Genomic DNA, 15,683 nt, shown 5'->3' on the forward strand with positions numbered 1-15,683 from the left:
CAATCATTGGGAACCTGGCAACGGTTCATGAGGCTGCCGGCCAGCGGCCGGCACTACCGGGATGCGCGCCAAGGTTCATGAGGTTGCCGGCCAGCGGCCGGCACGACCGGGGGCGGTCAGAACCGGTTGTCGCCGTCCAGCATCCGGCCCAGGCCGCCCAGCACCGAGCCTTCGCCGCGGTTCTGGCCACCGCCCTGCGGCGCGGCCATCCACATGCGGCCGGCCAGACGCGAGAACGGCAGCGACTGCAGCCAGACCTTGCCCGGACCGGTCAGCGTGGCCAGGAACACGCCTTCGCCACCGAACAGCATGCTCTTGATGCCGGCCACCCGGCGCACATCCATCTCTACGGTCGGGTGGTAGGCCACCACGCAGCCGGTATCCACGTCCAGCCGCTCGCCGGCCGCCAGCTCGCGCTCCACCACGCAACCGCCGGCATGGATGAACACCCAGCCGTCGCCTTCCAGCTTCTGCATGATGAAACCTTCGCCGCCGAACAGGCCGGTCATGATCTTGCGCTGGAACTGCACGCCGATCTGCACGCCGCGCGCGCCGGCCAGGAAGCTGTCCTTCTGGCAGATCAGGCGGCCGCCATGCTGGTCCAGCTTCATTGCCAGCACGGTGCCGGGGTAGGGCGCGGCGAAGGCGACCTTGCCCTTGCCGTGGCCGCTCTGGGTGTAGACGGTGGCGAACAGGCTCTCGCCGGTCAGCACGCGCTTGCCGGCGGCCATCACCTTGCCCATGAAGCCGCCGCCCTGGTCGCCGTTGGCGGCGCCGAACACCGTGTCCATCTGCACGGTGGCATCCTTGAACATCAATGCGCCGGCCTCGGCAATGGCGCTCTCGCCGGGGTCGAGCTCGATCTCCACGAACTGCATTTCATGGCCGACGATGCGGAACTCGATGTCGTCGGCGCGGCCGCTGGCCGCGGCGGGGACCGGCGGCGGGGTGTTCGGCATGCCCGGGGCCGCGGACTGCAGTTCGGGCACCTCGGCAATCGAGGTCCACCCGCTCATGCCCTGGCACCAGGCCAGGGCGCGCGGGTTGGCCTGCGCATAACGGCGCGCGGCCTCGTCATCAAGCGGGCCGATACGCTCGGCCTGGGCGGAGGCATGGAAGTACCACTGGGTCATCGCGGCGGCTCTGCAGGGCTGGAAAACCCCGAGTCTAGCGAGGGCGCGGGGGCCGGGGCGACGCGGCCATGAACGGCAGGCATTTGCGGGGCAGGTGCTGTATTGCAACAATTATCTGGTAGCGCCGTTTTACCACCCCTCCAAACACAGCCTACCGCCATGTCTCCGACCCGCACTTCCCGTGGCCGCCTTCCGGTCGCGCGCCCCCTCGTTGCCGCTCTTTCCGCCCTGTTGCCGCTGGTAGCAGCCGCCCAGGAAACTCCCGCTGCCAAGGATCCGGTTGCCCTTGATGCCCTGCAGGTGACCGCGCAGCGCCGCGTCGAGAACGCCAAGGACGTGCCGGTCGCGATCAGCGCGATCCAGGGCGAGAAGCTCGATGTGCTGGGTTCGGCGGGCGATGACATCCGCTTCCTGGCCGCGCGCGTGCCCAGCCTCAACATCGAGTCGTCCTACGGCCGTGCCTTCCCGCGCTTCTACATCCGTGGCCTGGGCAACACCGACTTCGACCTCAATGCGTCGCAGCCGGTGTCGCTGGTGTACGACGACGTGGTGCAGGAAAGCCCGCTGCTGAAGGGCTTCCCGCTGTTCGACCTGGCCAATGTGGAAGTGCTGCGTGGCCCGCAGGGCACGCTGTTCGGCCGCAACACCCCGGCCGGCGTGGTCAAGTTCGATTCGGCGCGCCCGTCGCAGGATGCCGACGGCTACGTGCGCGTGGGCTATGGCAGCTACAACAGCTGGAACGTGCAGGGCGCCTATGGCGGCCCGCTGACCGACCGCTGGTCGGCACGCGTCTCGGCCATCTACCAGCGCCGTGACGACTGGGTCGACAACACCCGCGCCGGTGCGCCCAACAGCGGTTTCGAAGGTTATGACGAAGCCGCCGGCCGCGTGCAGTTCCTGTACGAAGGCGACGACTTCGAAGCGCTGTTCAACCTGCACAAGCGCAAGCTCAACGGTACCGCGCGCCTGTTCCGCGCCAACATCATCCAGAAGGGTGGCAACGGCCTGGTCGAGAACTTCGATCGCGACAAGGTGGCCAACGATGGCGTCAACTTCTCCGACCTGGAGACCTGGGGCGGCAGTGCGCGCCTGCAGTGGAACCTCGGTTCGGTGACCCTGCACTCGATCACCGGTTATGAAACCGCCGAATCGCTCAACCGCGGCGACATCGACGGTGGCTACGGCGACGCATCGCTGGGCGCTGGCAACTATGGCCCGGGCTTCATCCCGTTCTCGTCGGAGTCGGCCGACGGCCTGCCGCACCATCGCCAGTGGACGCAGGAATTCCGCGTTGAATCCAACGAATGGGGCCGCTTCGACTGGCAGGCCGGCGTCTTCTATTTCGACGAAGACGTGACCATCAACAACTTCAACTACAACTCGTTGAAGCCGGGCAATCCGCAGACCGGCCACGTGGTGCAGAACCAGCGCAACAGGGCCTGGGCGGTGTTCGCCTCGGGTGACTTCGATGTCACCGACCGCTTCAAGCTGCGCGCCGGCGTGCGCTACACCCAGGACAAGAAGGACTTCAACGCCAGCGTGCTGCAGGCCGTCCTTCCGTTCGGCACCCCGGTCAGTGGCCCGTACCTGGCCAACACCGACGTCAACGACGTCAGCTGGGATGTCAGCGGCGTGTACAAGCTGACCGACAACGTGAATGCCTACGCCCGCGTGGCCAAGGGCTTCCGTGCGCCGTCGATCCAGGGCCGCCTGGCCTTCGCGCCGGGCCTGTCGCAGGCCGATTCGGAGAAGGTGATCTCGTACGAAGCCGGCATCAAGGCCGACCTGTTCGAGCGCCGCGCGCGCCTGGGCCTGAGCGTGTTCCGCTACAACGTTGACGGCCAGCAGTTGATCGCGGTGGGCGGCACCAACAACACCGCCACCCTGCTCAACGCTGACAAGACCATCGGCCAGGGCGTGGAGCTGGACCTGGAAGCCTATCTGGCTGACAACGTGCTGCTGACCTTCGGCAGCAGCTACAACGACACCGAGATCAAGGACAAGGATCTGGCGGTAGCGATCTGCGGCGGTGGCTGCACCATCAACGACCCGACCACCGTCATCAACGGTGGCACCTATGCGCTGGTGAACGGCAACCCGCTGCCGCAGGCGCCGAAGTGGATCCACAACGCGACCCTGCGCGTGGGCTTCCCGCTCAGCGATGGCAGCGAGCTGTATGCCTACACCGACTGGGCCTACCGCAGCGCGGTGAACTTCTTCATCTACGAGTCGCCGGAATTCCGCGGCCGTAGTTCGCTGGAAGGCGGCCTGCGCCTGGGCTACAACTGGGATTACGGCCAGTACGACGTGGCCGTGTTCGGCCGCAACCTGACCAACCAGACCCGCGTGGTCGGCGCGATCGACTTCAACAACCTGACCGGCTTCCTCAACGAGCCGCGTACCTGGGGTGTGGAGTTCACCGCGAAGTTCTGATGCGGTGACCGCGTAGATGCAATGAAGAAGGGCCGGCGCAATGCCGGCCCTTCTGCTTTACACCCATCGGTAGTGCCGGTCGCTGGCCGGCAACAATTGAACCGCCAGGCGCTTACAGCGCGCTCTGCGGGCGCACCTTCAGCACCGCTTCCTCGGCCGCGCAGTCGCGGCTGGAGTGCAGGCCGGCCTTGCGCGCGGCAGCGATCTCCTTGCGTGCGGCCAGCAGGTCCTTGTTGAACGCGGCGTTGTCGTGCAGGCGGGCCACGGCGGCGGCGCCCATGAAGCGGCCCTCCAGGATGTCGCTCTGCCAGTGCACGTTGCACACCAGGCGGCTCTCGCCGTAGTTGCGGCCGCGCGCCTGGATCGCATCGGCGCGATCCGGTGCGATCTCCGACAGGATCAGGGCCCAGGCCCAGCCGATCGAGGTGTGGCCGGACGGGTACGAGCCGTTCTTGCGCAGGCCTTCTTCGTCCTTCGGCGAGCAGGTCGGTTCACCATTGACCATGAACGGGCGCGGGCGCTGGTAGTGGTTCTTGGCGGCCTTGGTGGCGGCGCTGGCGTCGATCCGGCTGCGCTCCAGCAGGCGGTACAGCGCCGGGGTCTTCACCGCATCGACGTCGATGTCGGCGGCGCAGGAGAAGTGGTTGGCGCCTTCGGGGAAGCCGAGTTCCGCATCGACACCGGCCTGGGCGAAGCGCGGGCTGCCACGCAGCGCGCGGGCTTCACGGCTGACCTGTTCGTCGAGGGCGAGGGCGGCCGAACCGGCCACCGGCGGTGCTGGCACCAGGTCGAGGCTGGCCGGTACCGCGCTCTTGTCCAGATAGCCCACCGCCTTGGTGGTGATGTTGGCTTCGACGGCGGTCGGCTTGGCGGCGGTGGCGGCACAACCGGCCAGGGCCGCGATGACGGCAAGGCCGAGCAGCGGGCGGGCAGGGTGGGAAATCAGCGACATGGACAGGCTCCGGAGGAAAAACATCGCGCCATGATCGCAGCCCGTATACGACACCGCAGTGGCCATCGGTCATACGGCCAGACCCGGCATGGTCATCCCGGCGATATGAAAAGCGTCATCGAGTGACGTCAGTCTCCTGAATCCGGGCGCAGCGCACGGACTTTCACGCGGCCGCGCCGCGAGCATCGGCACAACGGCAAGCACCAGGGGCCGTCCAGTTCCAGCCGGGTCGGGGGGATCCGTTGACAGAGGGAGAGAAGCGATGCGCAGCACCGCAACAGGAAGTACCGTCCTGGCCCTGCTCCTCGGGCTGGCAGCCGCGCCGGCTCAGGCGGCCGACGTGGTCGGCGTGGCCTTCGTGCATGGCACCGGCGCACAGACCAACGCCACCCAGGACTACTGGCAGCCGGCGATCATCGACACCGTGCGCCAAGGCCTGCCGAACAGCAGCAACTACGTCGTCATCAACTGTGACTTCACCCAGTACATGTGGAAGCCGGAAGCGGCCGGCTGCCTGGCCAATCAGCTGACCGGCTTCATCGACAGCCGTGGCATCACCCAGCTGGTGGTGATCACCCACTCCAACGGCGGCAACGTGATGCGCTGGATCCTGTCCAACCCGACCTATGACAGCCGCTATCCGAAGATCATCCGCACGGTGCGCAAGGTCAACGCGCTGGCACCGTCTTCGGCCGGCACGCCGTTGGCCGATGCGGTGCTCAACGGCAACACCTTTGAAACCTCGCTGGGCTGGCTGCTGGGCTACAAGAACGACGCCGTGCGCCAGCAGCAGGTGGCGAGCATGGCCACCTACAACGCGCAGAACCTGTACGGCACCGCCGGCCGTCCCGCCCTGCCCAAACCGTTCCGCGCGGTGGTGGGCAGCGATGTGGAATCGGCGGTGTGGGACAGCAACAGCTACTGCGGTGGCTATGCCGCCAACGTCGGCCTGGAGTTCACCCAGAACTGGCTGTCGTCCTGCTCCGATGGCTTCCTGGAGTGCAGCAGCCAGAAGGCCGCCGGCACCACCTGGTTCACCGACAAGGCGCGTACCCAGGGTGCAGAACCGCTCAGCCACAACCAGAGCCGCCGCGAGTGCTTCGGCCTCGGCACCCTGCTGCGCAACGATCTGACCCAGTGAGGGAGACGACCATGACGATTCAATCCACCCTGCTGGCGGGCGCCACCCTGGCAGTGCTGTCCCTTTCCGTAGCGCAGGCCGCGCAGCCGCTGCAGGCCGCCCGTGCGGGCGATCAGGTGCCTGCCGCCCTGGTAGCCGCGCCGCTTCCCGCCGATGAGAGCGAACACGCGCCACTGGCCTTTGCCTGGGCGCTGGACCCCGCACAACCGCTGCAGGCGGCCACGCCGTATGCCTCGGTCAGCCGCAGCTACTGGCAGCAGGTTGATGGCACGCAGCTGCAACGCGGCCTGGACCTGCCACTGACGGCGCCGGATGCGGTGATCCAGCTGAGCCCGGCCGACGGTGCCCGCGCGCTGCCGGCCAACACGCTACAGGTGCGCGACCCGGCCGGCCGCAGCAGCGTGGCGCACAGTGTCGATGCGCGCGCGCTGCAGGACGCCGGCATGCCGGTCAGCGATGGCAGCAGCATGCTGCGTACCGGCGCGACCAGTGCCGTCGGTGCCTACACGCTGCAGAGCGCGCAGGCCCAGGGCCGCTACGTGGTACAGGTGCTGGAGCCGAACAGCCCGCTGCGGCTGGAAGTGCAGGCCAACCAGGCGCAGGTGCTGGCCGGTGGCAAGGTGCAGCTGCAGGCACGCCTGCTGGAAGACGGTGCCACCACCGCGCAGCTGGCATCGCGTCGTGGCGGCCTGGGCGGTGAAGCCCTGCTGGTCGCGCCGGATGGCCGCAGCTGGCCGCAGCGCCTGCTGCGCACTACCGATGGCAGCCTGCGCGCGCAGGTGCGCATCCCGGCCGATGTCGGTACTGCACAGGGGCTGTGGGAATTGCAGGTGTTCGCCCAGGCCGACGGTGTGCTGCGCGATGGCAAGGTCGCCTTCGCGGTGGCGCGGCCGACCGCGCGCTTCAGCGGCCAGGCGGCACCGGATCCGTCCAGCCGCCAGGTGGCACTGCCATTGCAGGTGGCCGCCGCAGGCCGCTATGAGGCACGGGGCACGCTGTATGCCACCGCCCGCGATGGTCAGTTGAAGCCGGTCGCGCAGGCACATGCGGCCGCGTGGTTCGATGGCCCGGGCGCAGGCCAGCTGGTGCTGCCGTTCGACCAGGCCGCATTGCCGGTCGGATTCGGTGCGCCGTACGAGCTGCGCGACCTGCAGCTGCAGGACCAGAGCCGGATGGCACCGATCGAGTCGCGCGCACTGGCGTTGCGGTTCTGAGCAAAGCGGTGGCGGGCCGGAACATCCGGCCCGCTGCACCGCCTTCTGTAGAGCCGAGCCATGCTCGGCTGCTTCTGCTCGCGGCGAACGGCAGTCGAGCATGGCTCGACTCTACAGACGGTTACGGAGAGCGATGCATCTGTCTATCCCGCGTACGCGGTCAGTCGGCCTTCCTGCTCGACCACCGTGATCGCGCCGCCGAACACCGCCGACAGCGGTTCGTTGCGCAGCAGCTCGGCGCGGGTGCCATCGGCCAGTACGCGGCCGTCGCGCAGCAGCACCACCCGCTCGATCTCGGGAATGATCTCTTCGATGTGATGGGTCACCAGCACCAGGGTGATGCCCTGCTGCGCCAGTACCCGCATGGTCGCCACCAGTTGTTCGCGGGCGACCAGATCCAGGCCGGTGGAGGGTTCGTCCAGCAGCAGTGCCTGCGGCCGGTTGACCAGCGCGCGGGCGATCAGCACGCGGCGGGTCTCGCCGGCGGACAGCTCGGCGTAGGCACGCTCACGCAGCGACAGCGCGCCGGTCATTGCCAGCGTCTCGCCGACGCGCGCGCGCATGTCGGCGGTCACTTCGCGGAAGGCCGGCACCACGTAACTGGCGAAGAAGCCGGACAGCACCGCCTGTTCCACGGTCAGCCCCGGCATGTCGGCCAGATTGCTGCTGAGGTCGCCGGTGACGATGCCCAGCTGCGAGCGCAGCCGATCTACCTGCCAGCGGTTCTGGCCCAGCACCTTCACCGCCACCGTACCGTCGCCCTGCGCCAGCGGGTACAGCTCGCGGGTGATCAGCTTGATGAAGGTGGACTTGCCGCAGCCGTTGGGGCCGAGCAGGGCGGTGTGCTGGCCCTGCGCGATGCGCAGGCTGAGCGCGTGCAGCACCTTCACCTGGCCGCGCACCACGGTGGCGCGGTCCAGTTCGATCAAGGGGGGCTGCTCCGCCAGGGGCGGGGCGGCGGTCATGGCGCTGGCGCGTGGATCAAGGCTCGACAACTCAGGTCCCCAACTGTGAACGGTGCCTCGGATGGCGATACAGAGCATCGCCGCAGGGATGCAGTTTGCAACGCAAGCGCCCATGATGTCTGCCATCCCCGCGTCGACCCGGAGAGCCGTCATGCCAGATGCCCTGATGTCCCTGTTGACCGGTGGTGTGCTCGGCCTGGGCTGGTGGGCCATGCTGGCGGTGCTGCTGGTCTTCACTCAGATCACCATCTTCTCGGTGACCCTGTACCTGCACCGCAGCCAGGCCCATCGTGGGGTCGATTTCCACCCGGCGCTGGCCCATGTGTTCCGCTTCTGGCTGTGGCTGACCACCTCGATGATCACCCGCGAGTGGGTGGCCATCCACCGCAAGCACCACGCCAAGGTTGAGACCGAGGACGACCCGCACAGCCCGGTCACCCGTGGCATCGGCAAGGTGTTCTGGCACGGCGTGGAGCTGTACCGCGAAGCGCGTGGCATGCGCGCGGACATCGAGCAGTACGGGCGCGGTACCCCGGACGATGCGGTCGAGCGCCATCTGTATACCCCGCACGCCACGTTGGGGCCGGTGCTGCTGTTCGCGATCAATACCGTGTTGTTTGGCCTGCCGGGCGTGGCCCTGTGGGCGATCCAGATGGCATGGATCCCGTTCTGGGCCGCGGGCGTGGTCAATGGCCTGGGGCACTGGTGGGGCTACCGCAACTACGAGTCCGCCGACACCTCCACCAATCTCACGCCGTGGGGGTTCTGGATCGGTGGCGAGGAGCTGCACAACAACCATCATGCCTTCCCCAGTTCGGCGCGCTTCGCGATGCGGCGCTGGGAATTCGACATCGGCTGGAGTGCGATCCGCCTGCTGCAGGCGCTGCGCCTGGCCAGGGTGCTGCGGGTGGCGCCGGCCATGGATGTGCGCCCGAACATCGCCGTGCCCGATGCCGAAACCCTGAAGGCGCTGCTGTCGCACCGCTTCCAGGCGATGACCGATTACCAGCGCAATGTGTTCATGCCGGCCCTGCGCGAGGAAGCTGTGCAGGCCGGGGCCAAGCTGCGCCGCCTGCTGCCACGCCGGCTGCGCCGTGGCCTGGTCAACGATGGCCGCTGGCTGAAGCCGGACAGTCGTGCCCAGCTCAGCGAATGGGTGGCACAGCGCCCGCGCATCCGCACCCTGGTCGAGTACCGCGCGCGGCTGGCGGCGCTGCTCGAGGCCCGCGGCCACGATGCCGCCGAGCGCCTGCATCAGTTGCAGGCGTGGTGCCGCGAGGCCGAGGAAAGCGGGATCGCCGCGCTGCAGGCCTATGCCGCACGGTTGAAGGGCTACAGCCTGGTGGGCGCGTGAGGGCAGGGTACGGGCTTCTGCTGGCGGTGCTGCTGCCGGGCGTGGCGCTGGCCCAGGTCACCGACACCACCAGCTACCTGCAGCGGATGGACAGCGATGGCGACGGCCGGGTGAGTGAATCCGAGTACGTGCAGTGGATGCTGTATGCCTTCGACCGCATGGACCGCAATGGCGATGGCGTGCTGAGCGCCGATGAGCTGCCCGGTGGCAAGGGCAGGGCGATCAGCCGCGAGCAGCAGCGGCAGGTGATCGTGCAGCGTTTCCACAAGCAGGATGCCAACGGTGATGGCGTCCTGGATGCCCGTGAACTGGCGGCACCGCCACGCTGAGCGGGCGTAGAATCGGTTCATGCCTGAACTGCCCGAAGTCGAAACCACCCGCCGCGGCCTGGCGCCGCACCTGCAGGGCCGCCGCGTGCATGGCGTGATCCTGCGCCGCGCCGACCTGCGCTGGCCGATTCCGCCGGAAGTGGCCGAGCTGCTGCCGGGGCAGCGCATCGAGGAGATCCGCCGTCGCGCCAAGTACCTGCTGCTGGATACCGCCATCGGCAGCGCGGTGCTGCACCTGGGCATGTCCGGCAGCCTGCGTGTGCTGCCCGGTGATACGCCGGTGCGCGCCCACGACCACGTCGACATCAGCCTGGACAACGGCCGCCTGCTGCGCTTCAACGACCCGCGCCGCTTCGGCAGCCTGCTCTGGCAGCCCGCCGGTGAGATCCATCCGCTGCTGCAGGGGCTGGGCCCGGAGCCGCTGGACGACGCGTTCGACGGCGACTACCTGTTCGCCCGCAGCCGTGGCCGCAGCGCGCCGGTGAAGACCTTCCTGATGGACCAGGCGGTGGTGGTGGGCGTGGGCAACATCTACGCCGCCGAGAGCCTGTTCAAGGCCGGCATCAGCCCGCTGCGCGAGGCCGGCAAGATCTCGCGCGGGCGCTATCAGCGGCTGGCCGACGCGGTGAAGGAAATCCTCGGCTACGCCATCACCCGTGGCGGCACCACGCTGCGCGATTTCATCAGCCCTGACGGCGCACCGGGCTATTTCGAACAGGAACTGCTGGTGTACGGCCGCGACGGGCTGCCCTGCCCGAACTGTGGTCGCGCGCTGAAGCACGCCACCATCGGCCAGCGCGCCAGCGTCTGGTGCAGCCATTGCCAGCGCTGAGCCGGGCGGCCAGCGGCAGCTGAACGGGCAGAGTACGTCTCCGCTGCCCGTTAACGTTTGTCTGCCTATGATGGCCGACCTTCCCTCTGTGCCTGACGCGCCTGCATGCAACGACGCGACTTCATCCGCAATGCCTCCCTCGCCCTGGCTGCATTCGGCCTGCCGTCCCTGCCCGCGTGCGCGGCCAGCAAGAGCGGCCAGATGGGCCTGCGCCGCCTCGGCCAGCCGCAGCCGTTCGACTTCGCCACCCTGAAGGGCCAGGCGCGCGCGCTGGCACAGGCACCCTACAAGAGCCACAAGCGGGTGCTGCCGGGCCGTCTGGAAGGCCTGGACTGGGACCAGTACCAGTCGATCGGCTACCGCCAGGACCACGCGCTGTGGGCTGACCAGCCGGGCAAGTTCCAGGCCAAGTTCTTCCACCTGGGCCTGTACTTCCACTCGCCGGTGCGCATGTTCGACGTGGTCGACGGCAAGGCGCAGGAGCTGGCCTATGACGGCGCGGCATTCAACTACGGCAAGAGCGGCATCAAGGACGGCGAGCTGCCGGCCGATCTGGGCTTCGCCGGCTTCCGCCTGAACACCCGCAAGGACACCGACCGCGACTTCGCGGCCTTCCTCGGCGCCAGCTACTTCCGCGCGGTCGGCAAGGAAGGCCAGTACGGCCAGTCCGCGCGCGGCCTGGCGATCGACACCGGCATGGGCAAGCCGGAGGAATTCCCGGACTTCATCGCCTACTACCTGGAGCAGCCGTCGGCCGATTCGGAGACGATCGTGGTCTACGGCCTGCTGGATTCGCCCAGCGTGGCCGGTGCCTACCGCTTCGCGATCACCAATGGCGACGTGCTGCTGATGGACATCGACAGCGCGCTGTACCCGCGCAAGGCGATCGAGCGGCTGGGCATCGCCCCGTGCACCAGCATGTACCAGGTGGGCGAGAACGACCGCCGCATGGCATGGGACTGGCGCCCGGAGATCCACGACACCGACGGCCTGTCGCTGTGGACCGGTGCCGGCGAATGGATCTGGCGACCGCTGCTGAATCCGCGCAACCTGCGCTTCAACATGTTCGTCGACCGCAACCCGCGTGGTTTCGGCCTGCTGCAGCGCGACCGCAACTTCGACCACTACCAGGACGACGGCGTGTTCTACGAGAAGCGCCCCTGCCTGTGGGTGGAGCCGAAGGGCGAATGGGGCGAGGGCTCGGTGCAGCTGGTGGAGATTCCCACCGTGGACGAGACCTTCGACAACATCGTGGCGTTCTGGAACCCGAAGGAAAAGCCGCAGCCGGGCCAGGAGCTGCTGGTTGGCTACCGCCTGTACTGGGGTGCCGAACCGCCGGCACGGCCGCCGCTGGCGCACTGCGTGGCCAGCCGCACCGGCCTGGGCGGCGTGGTCGGCAAGAAGCGCGAGTATTTCAGCTGGCGCTTCGCGGTGGACTTCGAAGGCGGCGAACTGGCCAGGCTGATCGACAAGGGCGAGGTCGAGGCCGTGGTGGAAGCCAGCCGTGGCCGGGTCGAGATCGTGTCGGCGCGCCCGCTGCGCGAGATCAACGGCTACCGCGCGATGTTCGACCTGGTGCCGCCGGAAGGCAGCACCGAGCAGATCGACATCCGCCTGTTCCTGCGCAGTGGCGGCAAGACCCTCACCGAGACCTGGCTGTACCAGTACACCCCGCCGCCGGCAGGTGCGCCGGAGCGCACGCTGTACTGAATGGATGCGGCCCGGTGCCGGCTACATGCCGGCACCGTTGTTTCAAGGCTTGCTGTCGGTGGCGTGCGACTGGGTCGGCACACCCACTTCCACCGTGCCCCGGCGGATCTTCATCCAGGTTTCGTCCTGCCAGCGTTCGTACTGCTTCGGGTCCCAGTACTTCGGGTCGTAGAGGCGATCGGCCTTGATGGTGCGGGAGATTCCGCCGTCCATGTACACGATGTCGACGTTGTTGGACATCGAGCCGACGCGGCTGCCGGTCATCTCGCGGCGCCCCTTTCTGAGCACTTCGGCCATGCGTGGGCGCGCGACTTCGTCACCATACTCGGCGCGCAGCGCGCTTGCCTGCGCGCGCGCCGCATCATGCTGCTCCAGCGGCAGCGTGGCCCAGTACTCGTTGCGCAGCTCGACGAACAACGGATAGCCACGTTCGGCCGCCACCTCCATCCAGGCATAGGCCATGACCGGATTGCGCGGCTGCTCTACCCCGTACCAGTACATCTCGCCGAGGTAGCCCTGGGCAGGCTTGTCCGCATACCGCGCGGCCAGCCGGAAGTTGTCCATCGCGCCGTTGACATCGTTGCGACGCAGCGCGTTGACGCCCCATTGCCGGTACATCATGTCCGGGTGGCTGTCCATGAAACCGGCGCCGATCACCGCCGCATCGTCTTCACCTGACGGGCGCTCGGCCGCGGTGGCCAGCAGGGGCAGCAACAGCAGCGGCAGCAGCAGGAGGGCAGAGCGCATGTCGGACGTCCAGTTCGGCAGCAGGGGAGCCGCAGCCTAGGCGCGACAGCGCGTGCTTGTAAACCGCTGGAGGTCATGGCGCACCGGCGCGCCTGCTACAGCGGCAGCGGCGCCTGCGCCGGATCGATCCGCCCTTCGCCGCGGGTGATCTTCTTGAACTCGGCGCGACTGACCGACACGTAGCGGTCGTTGCCGCCGATCTCCACCTGCGGGCCGTCCTGCACCGCGTGGCCATGCTCGTCCACGCGCACCGTCATCGTCGCCTTCTTGCCACTGTGGCAGATGGTCTTGATCTCCTGCATCTCATCGGCCCAGGCCAGCAGGTACTGGCTGCCTTCGAACAGCTCGCCGCGGAAGTCGGTGCGCAGGCCGTAGCACAGCACCGGAATGCGCAGCTGGTCGACCACTTCGCTGAGCTGCCAGACCTGGGCGCGGGTCAGGAACTGCGCCTCGTCCACCAGCACGCAGCCCATCGGGCCGTTGGCTGCCAGATCCTGTTCAACCCAGCGCTGCAGGTCGGTATCGCGGTCGAAGGCCATGCCGTCCGCACGCAGGCCGATCCGCGAGGCGACCACGCCGGCGCCGGCACGATCGTCCAGGCGCGGGGTCAGGATCGCCACCCGCATGCCGCGCTCGCGGTAGTTGTGGGCGCTCTGCAGCAGGGTGGTGGTCTTGCCGGCGTTCATCGCCGAATAGTAGAAGTAGAGCTTGGCCATCGACGGATTGTACGCCGCAGCCCCGCTTCGCCGAAGCCGTTCAGCAACCCCACCGGCGGCCCGCTGTGGTCGTCACCCGGCCCCGCTACAATCCCCATCCCATGCACGGTCTCAATCCCCCCCAAGCCGCCGCCGTCCTGCACATCGAAGGTCCATTGCTGGTGCTCGCCGGCGCGGGCAGCGGCAAGACGCGTGTGATCGTGGAAAAGATCGCCCACCTGATCGGCTGCGGCCGCTATCCGGCGCGCCGCATCGCGGCGATCACCTTCACCAACAAGTCGGCCAAGGAAATGCGCGAGCGCGTGGCCAAGCGCCTGCGCGAGCAGGACGCCGACGAGGTGACCATCTGCACCTTCCATGCGCTGGGCCTGAAGTTCCTGCAGATCGAGCACGCGGCCGTTGGCCTGAAGCGCGGCTTCTCGATCTTCGATGCCGACGATGCCGCTGCGCAGATCAAGGACCTGATGTACGGGGCCAAGCCTGATGACATCGAGGACATGAAGAACCTGGTGTCGCGCGCGAAGAACGCCGGCCTGTCGCCCGAACAGGCGATGGCCGCCGCGCGCAGCAATCGCGAGAAGGAAGCGGCCAGCGTCTACGAGCGCTACCAGCTGCGCCTGACCGCGTTCAATGCGGTCGACTTCGATGATCTGATCCGTCTGCCGGTGCAGATCCTGGAAGAAAATCCGGAGATCGCGCTGGCCTGGCGCGAGCGCATCGGCTACCTGCTGGTGGACGAATGCCAGGACACCAACGACGCGCAGTACCGGCTGCTCAAGCAACTGGCCGGTGACAAGGGCAACTTCACCTGCGTGGGTGACGATGACCAGTCGATCTATGCCTGGCGCGGCGCCAATCCGGAAAACCTGCAGCAGATGGGGCGCGACTATCCCAAGCTGGAGATCATCAAGCTGGAGCAGAACTACCGCTGTTCCAACCGCGTGCTGCGCGCGGCCAATGCGCTGATCGCCAACAACCCGCACGAGCACCTGAAGAAGCTGTGGAGTGACCAGGCCGACGGCGAACGCATCCGCGTGTGGGAATGCCGCAACAGCGAACATGAGGCGGAAAAGGTTGCCGCCGAGATCGCCTTCGTGGCGCAGTCGCGCAATGTGCCGTGGAGTGATTTCTGCATCCTGTTCCGCGGCAACTTCCAGTCGCGTCCGCTGGAAAAGGCGATGCAGCTGCTGCGCATTCCCTACCACCTGACCGGCGGCACCATGTTCCTGGAACGCCAGGAAGTGAAGGACACGCTGGCCTGGCTGCGCCTGCTGGTGAACCCGGACGACGACACCGCGTTCATGCGTGCGGTGCAGTCACCCAAGCGCGACGTCGGTGCTGGCACGCTGGCCAAGCTGGCCGAGCTGGCGCAGGAGAAGGACATGCCGATGGCGCAGGCTGCCGAGGCGATCGGTGCCCTGCAGCAACTGCCCCCGCGCGCGGCCAACAGCCTGGCGCGCTTCACCGACATCCTGCGTGACCTGCGTGCACAGACCCGGCAGGTCACTTCCGGCGACATGATCCGCAAGGTCGCCAAGGAATCCGGCCTGCTCAGCGAACTGCGCCAGCAGGCCAAGGAAGAGGCAAGTTACCAGCGCCGTGCCAACAACATCGAGGAACTGGCGCAGTGGTTCGAGGGCGGCCCGCGCGGCGCCACCGCCGCCGACCTGGCCGGCCAGCTGGCACTGCTGTCGCGCAGTGACAAGGACGAGGGCGGCAACCAGGTGCGCATGATGACCATGCACGCCTCCAAGGGCCTGGAATTCCCGTATGTGTTCATCGTCGGCTGCGAGGATGGCGTGCTGCCGCACCAGGTCAGCCTGGACGAGGGCAACCTGCAGGAAGAGCGGCGCCTGCTGTACGTGGGCATCACCCGCGCCAAGATCCAGTTGTGGATGAGTTACAGCAAGCTGACCCGCAAGTTCGGTGAGCACGTGCGGTTGAAGCCGAGCCGGTTCTTCGAGGAGATTCCGGCGGAGGAGATCCAGCGCGATGGTGCTGATCCGGTGGCCGATGCGGTGCGCAAGAAGGAACGGGCGAGTGCGGGGTTGGCGGCGATCGAGGCGCTGTTCGATTGAGGATCGAAAAGCCACTAAAGTGGTATTCCAATCCGTCCGATTGACGCTTCTGGCCTTGAGCCTGCATCAGGTTAAGGCC

General features: G+C 67.6%; 13 protein-coding genes. 8 read left to right on the plus strand and 5 right to left on the minus strand.

Annotated elements, in window-relative coordinates:
• Window positions 1–116: 116 nt before the first annotated feature.
• Window positions 117–1,133: a TIGR00266 family protein gene (locus ACZLHH_RS00175; protein WP_180844746.1), complete on the minus strand. Its 1,017-nt coding sequence runs from the start codon at window positions 1,131–1,133 to the stop codon at window positions 117–119.
• 159 nt (window positions 1,134–1,292) lie between these two features.
• Between ACZLHH_RS00175 and ACZLHH_RS00180 the strand changes: the two genes are divergently transcribed.
• Window positions 1,293–3,566, plus strand: a complete 2,274-nt coding sequence (locus tag ACZLHH_RS00180; RefSeq protein ID WP_180844747.1) for a TonB-dependent receptor — start codon at window positions 1,293–1,295, stop codon at window positions 3,564–3,566.
• 112 nt (window positions 3,567–3,678) lie between these two features.
• Here ACZLHH_RS00180 and ACZLHH_RS00185 read toward each other — a convergent pair whose 3' ends face one another.
• On the minus strand, window positions 3,679–4,518 hold the full coding sequence (locus ACZLHH_RS00185; RefSeq protein WP_049399001.1) for an acid phosphatase: 840 nt from the start codon (window positions 4,516–4,518) through the stop codon (window positions 3,679–3,681).
• 262 nt (window positions 4,519–4,780) lie between these two features.
• On the opposite strand from ACZLHH_RS00185, the gene ACZLHH_RS00190 reads away from it, so the two are divergent.
• Complete coding sequence (locus tag ACZLHH_RS00190) at window positions 4,781–5,659, plus strand: hypothetical protein (RefSeq protein WP_049399000.1); 879 nt, start codon at window positions 4,781–4,783, stop codon at window positions 5,657–5,659.
• A gap of 11 nt (window positions 5,660–5,670) precedes the next feature.
• Window positions 5,671–6,873 carry a DUF4785 domain-containing protein gene (locus tag ACZLHH_RS00195; RefSeq protein WP_180844748.1) on the plus strand — a complete coding sequence of 401 codons (1,203 nt, stop codon included), beginning with the start codon at window positions 5,671–5,673 and terminating at the stop codon, window positions 6,871–6,873.
• Window positions 6,874–7,016: 143 nt separating this feature from the next.
• Here ACZLHH_RS00195 and ACZLHH_RS00200 read toward each other — a convergent pair whose 3' ends face one another.
• Window positions 7,017–7,838 (minus strand): ABC transporter ATP-binding protein, encoded by an 822-nt coding sequence (locus tag ACZLHH_RS00200; protein ID WP_180844749.1) that lies wholly within the window; start codon window positions 7,836–7,838, stop codon window positions 7,017–7,019.
• Window positions 7,839–7,989: 151 nt separating this feature from the next.
• Here ACZLHH_RS00200 and ACZLHH_RS00205 point away from each other — a divergent pair, with 151 nt between their 5' ends.
• From ACZLHH_RS00205 to ACZLHH_RS00220, 4 genes are all read left to right on the plus strand, one after another.
• The gene (locus ACZLHH_RS00205) at window positions 7,990–9,192 is read left to right on the plus strand and encodes a DesA family fatty acid desaturase (RefSeq protein WP_071228646.1); all 1,203 of its coding nucleotides are present in this window, start codon (window positions 7,990–7,992) and stop codon (window positions 9,190–9,192) included.
• The gene (locus ACZLHH_RS00210; RefSeq protein WP_049398994.1) at window positions 9,189–9,521 is read left to right on the plus strand and encodes an EF-hand domain-containing protein; all 333 of its coding nucleotides are present in this window, start codon (window positions 9,189–9,191) and stop codon (window positions 9,519–9,521) included. Before ACZLHH_RS00205 ends, ACZLHH_RS00210 begins: the two co-directional genes overlap by 4 nt.
• Before the next feature lie 19 nt (window positions 9,522–9,540).
• Window positions 9,541–10,353 carry a bifunctional DNA-formamidopyrimidine glycosylase/DNA-(apurinic or apyrimidinic site) lyase gene (mutM, locus tag ACZLHH_RS00215; protein ID WP_049422377.1) on the plus strand — a complete coding sequence of 271 codons (813 nt, stop codon included), beginning with the start codon at window positions 9,541–9,543 and terminating at the stop codon, window positions 10,351–10,353.
• 105 nt (window positions 10,354–10,458) lie between these two features.
• Window positions 10,459–12,063, plus strand: coding sequence for an OpgD/OpgG family glucan biosynthesis protein (locus ACZLHH_RS00220; RefSeq protein ID WP_012509627.1), 1,605 nt, complete (start codon window positions 10,459–10,461; stop codon window positions 12,061–12,063).
• Window positions 12,064–12,105: 42 nt separating this feature from the next.
• Here the strand turns inward: ACZLHH_RS00220 and ACZLHH_RS00225 are convergent, their stop codons facing one another.
• Both ACZLHH_RS00225 and ACZLHH_RS00230 read right to left on the minus strand, forming a co-directional pair.
• Window positions 12,106–12,810, minus strand: coding sequence for an SEL1-like repeat protein (locus tag ACZLHH_RS00225; RefSeq protein WP_032128680.1), 705 nt, complete (start codon window positions 12,808–12,810; stop codon window positions 12,106–12,108).
• Between the two features lie 95 nt (window positions 12,811–12,905).
• Complete coding sequence (locus ACZLHH_RS00230) at window positions 12,906–13,526, minus strand: thymidine kinase (protein WP_008264720.1); 621 nt, start codon at window positions 13,524–13,526, stop codon at window positions 12,906–12,908.
• Between the two features lie 101 nt (window positions 13,527–13,627).
• On the opposite strand from ACZLHH_RS00230, the gene ACZLHH_RS00235 reads away from it, so the two are divergent.
• Complete coding sequence (locus tag ACZLHH_RS00235) at window positions 13,628–15,604, plus strand: UvrD-helicase domain-containing protein (protein ID WP_032128682.1); 1,977 nt, start codon at window positions 13,628–13,630, stop codon at window positions 15,602–15,604.
• Window positions 15,605–15,683 lie beyond the last annotated feature (79 nt).

This window comes from Stenotrophomonas sp. 28608_Sma (assembly GCF_056486185.1).

Coding starts and splice junctions, on each gene's coding strand:
- ACZLHH_RS00175 (WP_180844746.1), bottom strand. CDS start 1,133: ATGACCCAGTGGTACTTCCATGCCTCCGCCCAGGCCGAGCGTATCGGC.
- ACZLHH_RS00180 (WP_180844747.1), top strand. CDS start 1,293: ATGTCTCCGACCCGCACTTCCCGTGGCCGCCTTCCGGTCGCGCGCCCC.
- ACZLHH_RS00185 (WP_049399001.1), bottom strand. CDS start 4,518: ATGTCGCTGATTTCCCACCCTGCCCGCCCGCTGCTCGGCCTTGCCGTC.
- ACZLHH_RS00190 (WP_049399000.1), top strand. CDS start 4,781: ATGCGCAGCACCGCAACAGGAAGTACCGTCCTGGCCCTGCTCCTCGGG.
- ACZLHH_RS00195 (WP_180844748.1), top strand. CDS start 5,671: ATGACGATTCAATCCACCCTGCTGGCGGGCGCCACCCTGGCAGTGCTG.
- ACZLHH_RS00200 (WP_180844749.1), bottom strand. CDS start 7,838: ATGACCGCCGCCCCGCCCCTGGCGGAGCAGCCCCCCTTGATCGAACTG.
- ACZLHH_RS00205 (WP_071228646.1), top strand. CDS start 7,990: ATGCCAGATGCCCTGATGTCCCTGTTGACCGGTGGTGTGCTCGGCCTG.
- mutM (WP_049422377.1), top strand. CDS start 9,541: ATGCCTGAACTGCCCGAAGTCGAAACCACCCGCCGCGGCCTGGCGCCG.
- ACZLHH_RS00220 (WP_012509627.1), top strand. CDS start 10,459: ATGCAACGACGCGACTTCATCCGCAATGCCTCCCTCGCCCTGGCTGCA.
- ACZLHH_RS00225 (WP_032128680.1), bottom strand. CDS start 12,810: ATGCGCTCTGCCCTCCTGCTGCTGCCGCTGCTGTTGCTGCCCCTGCTG.
- ACZLHH_RS00230 (WP_008264720.1), bottom strand. CDS start 13,526: ATGGCCAAGCTCTACTTCTACTATTCGGCGATGAACGCCGGCAAGACC.
- ACZLHH_RS00235 (WP_032128682.1), top strand. CDS start 13,628: ATGCACGGTCTCAATCCCCCCCAAGCCGCCGCCGTCCTGCACATCGAA.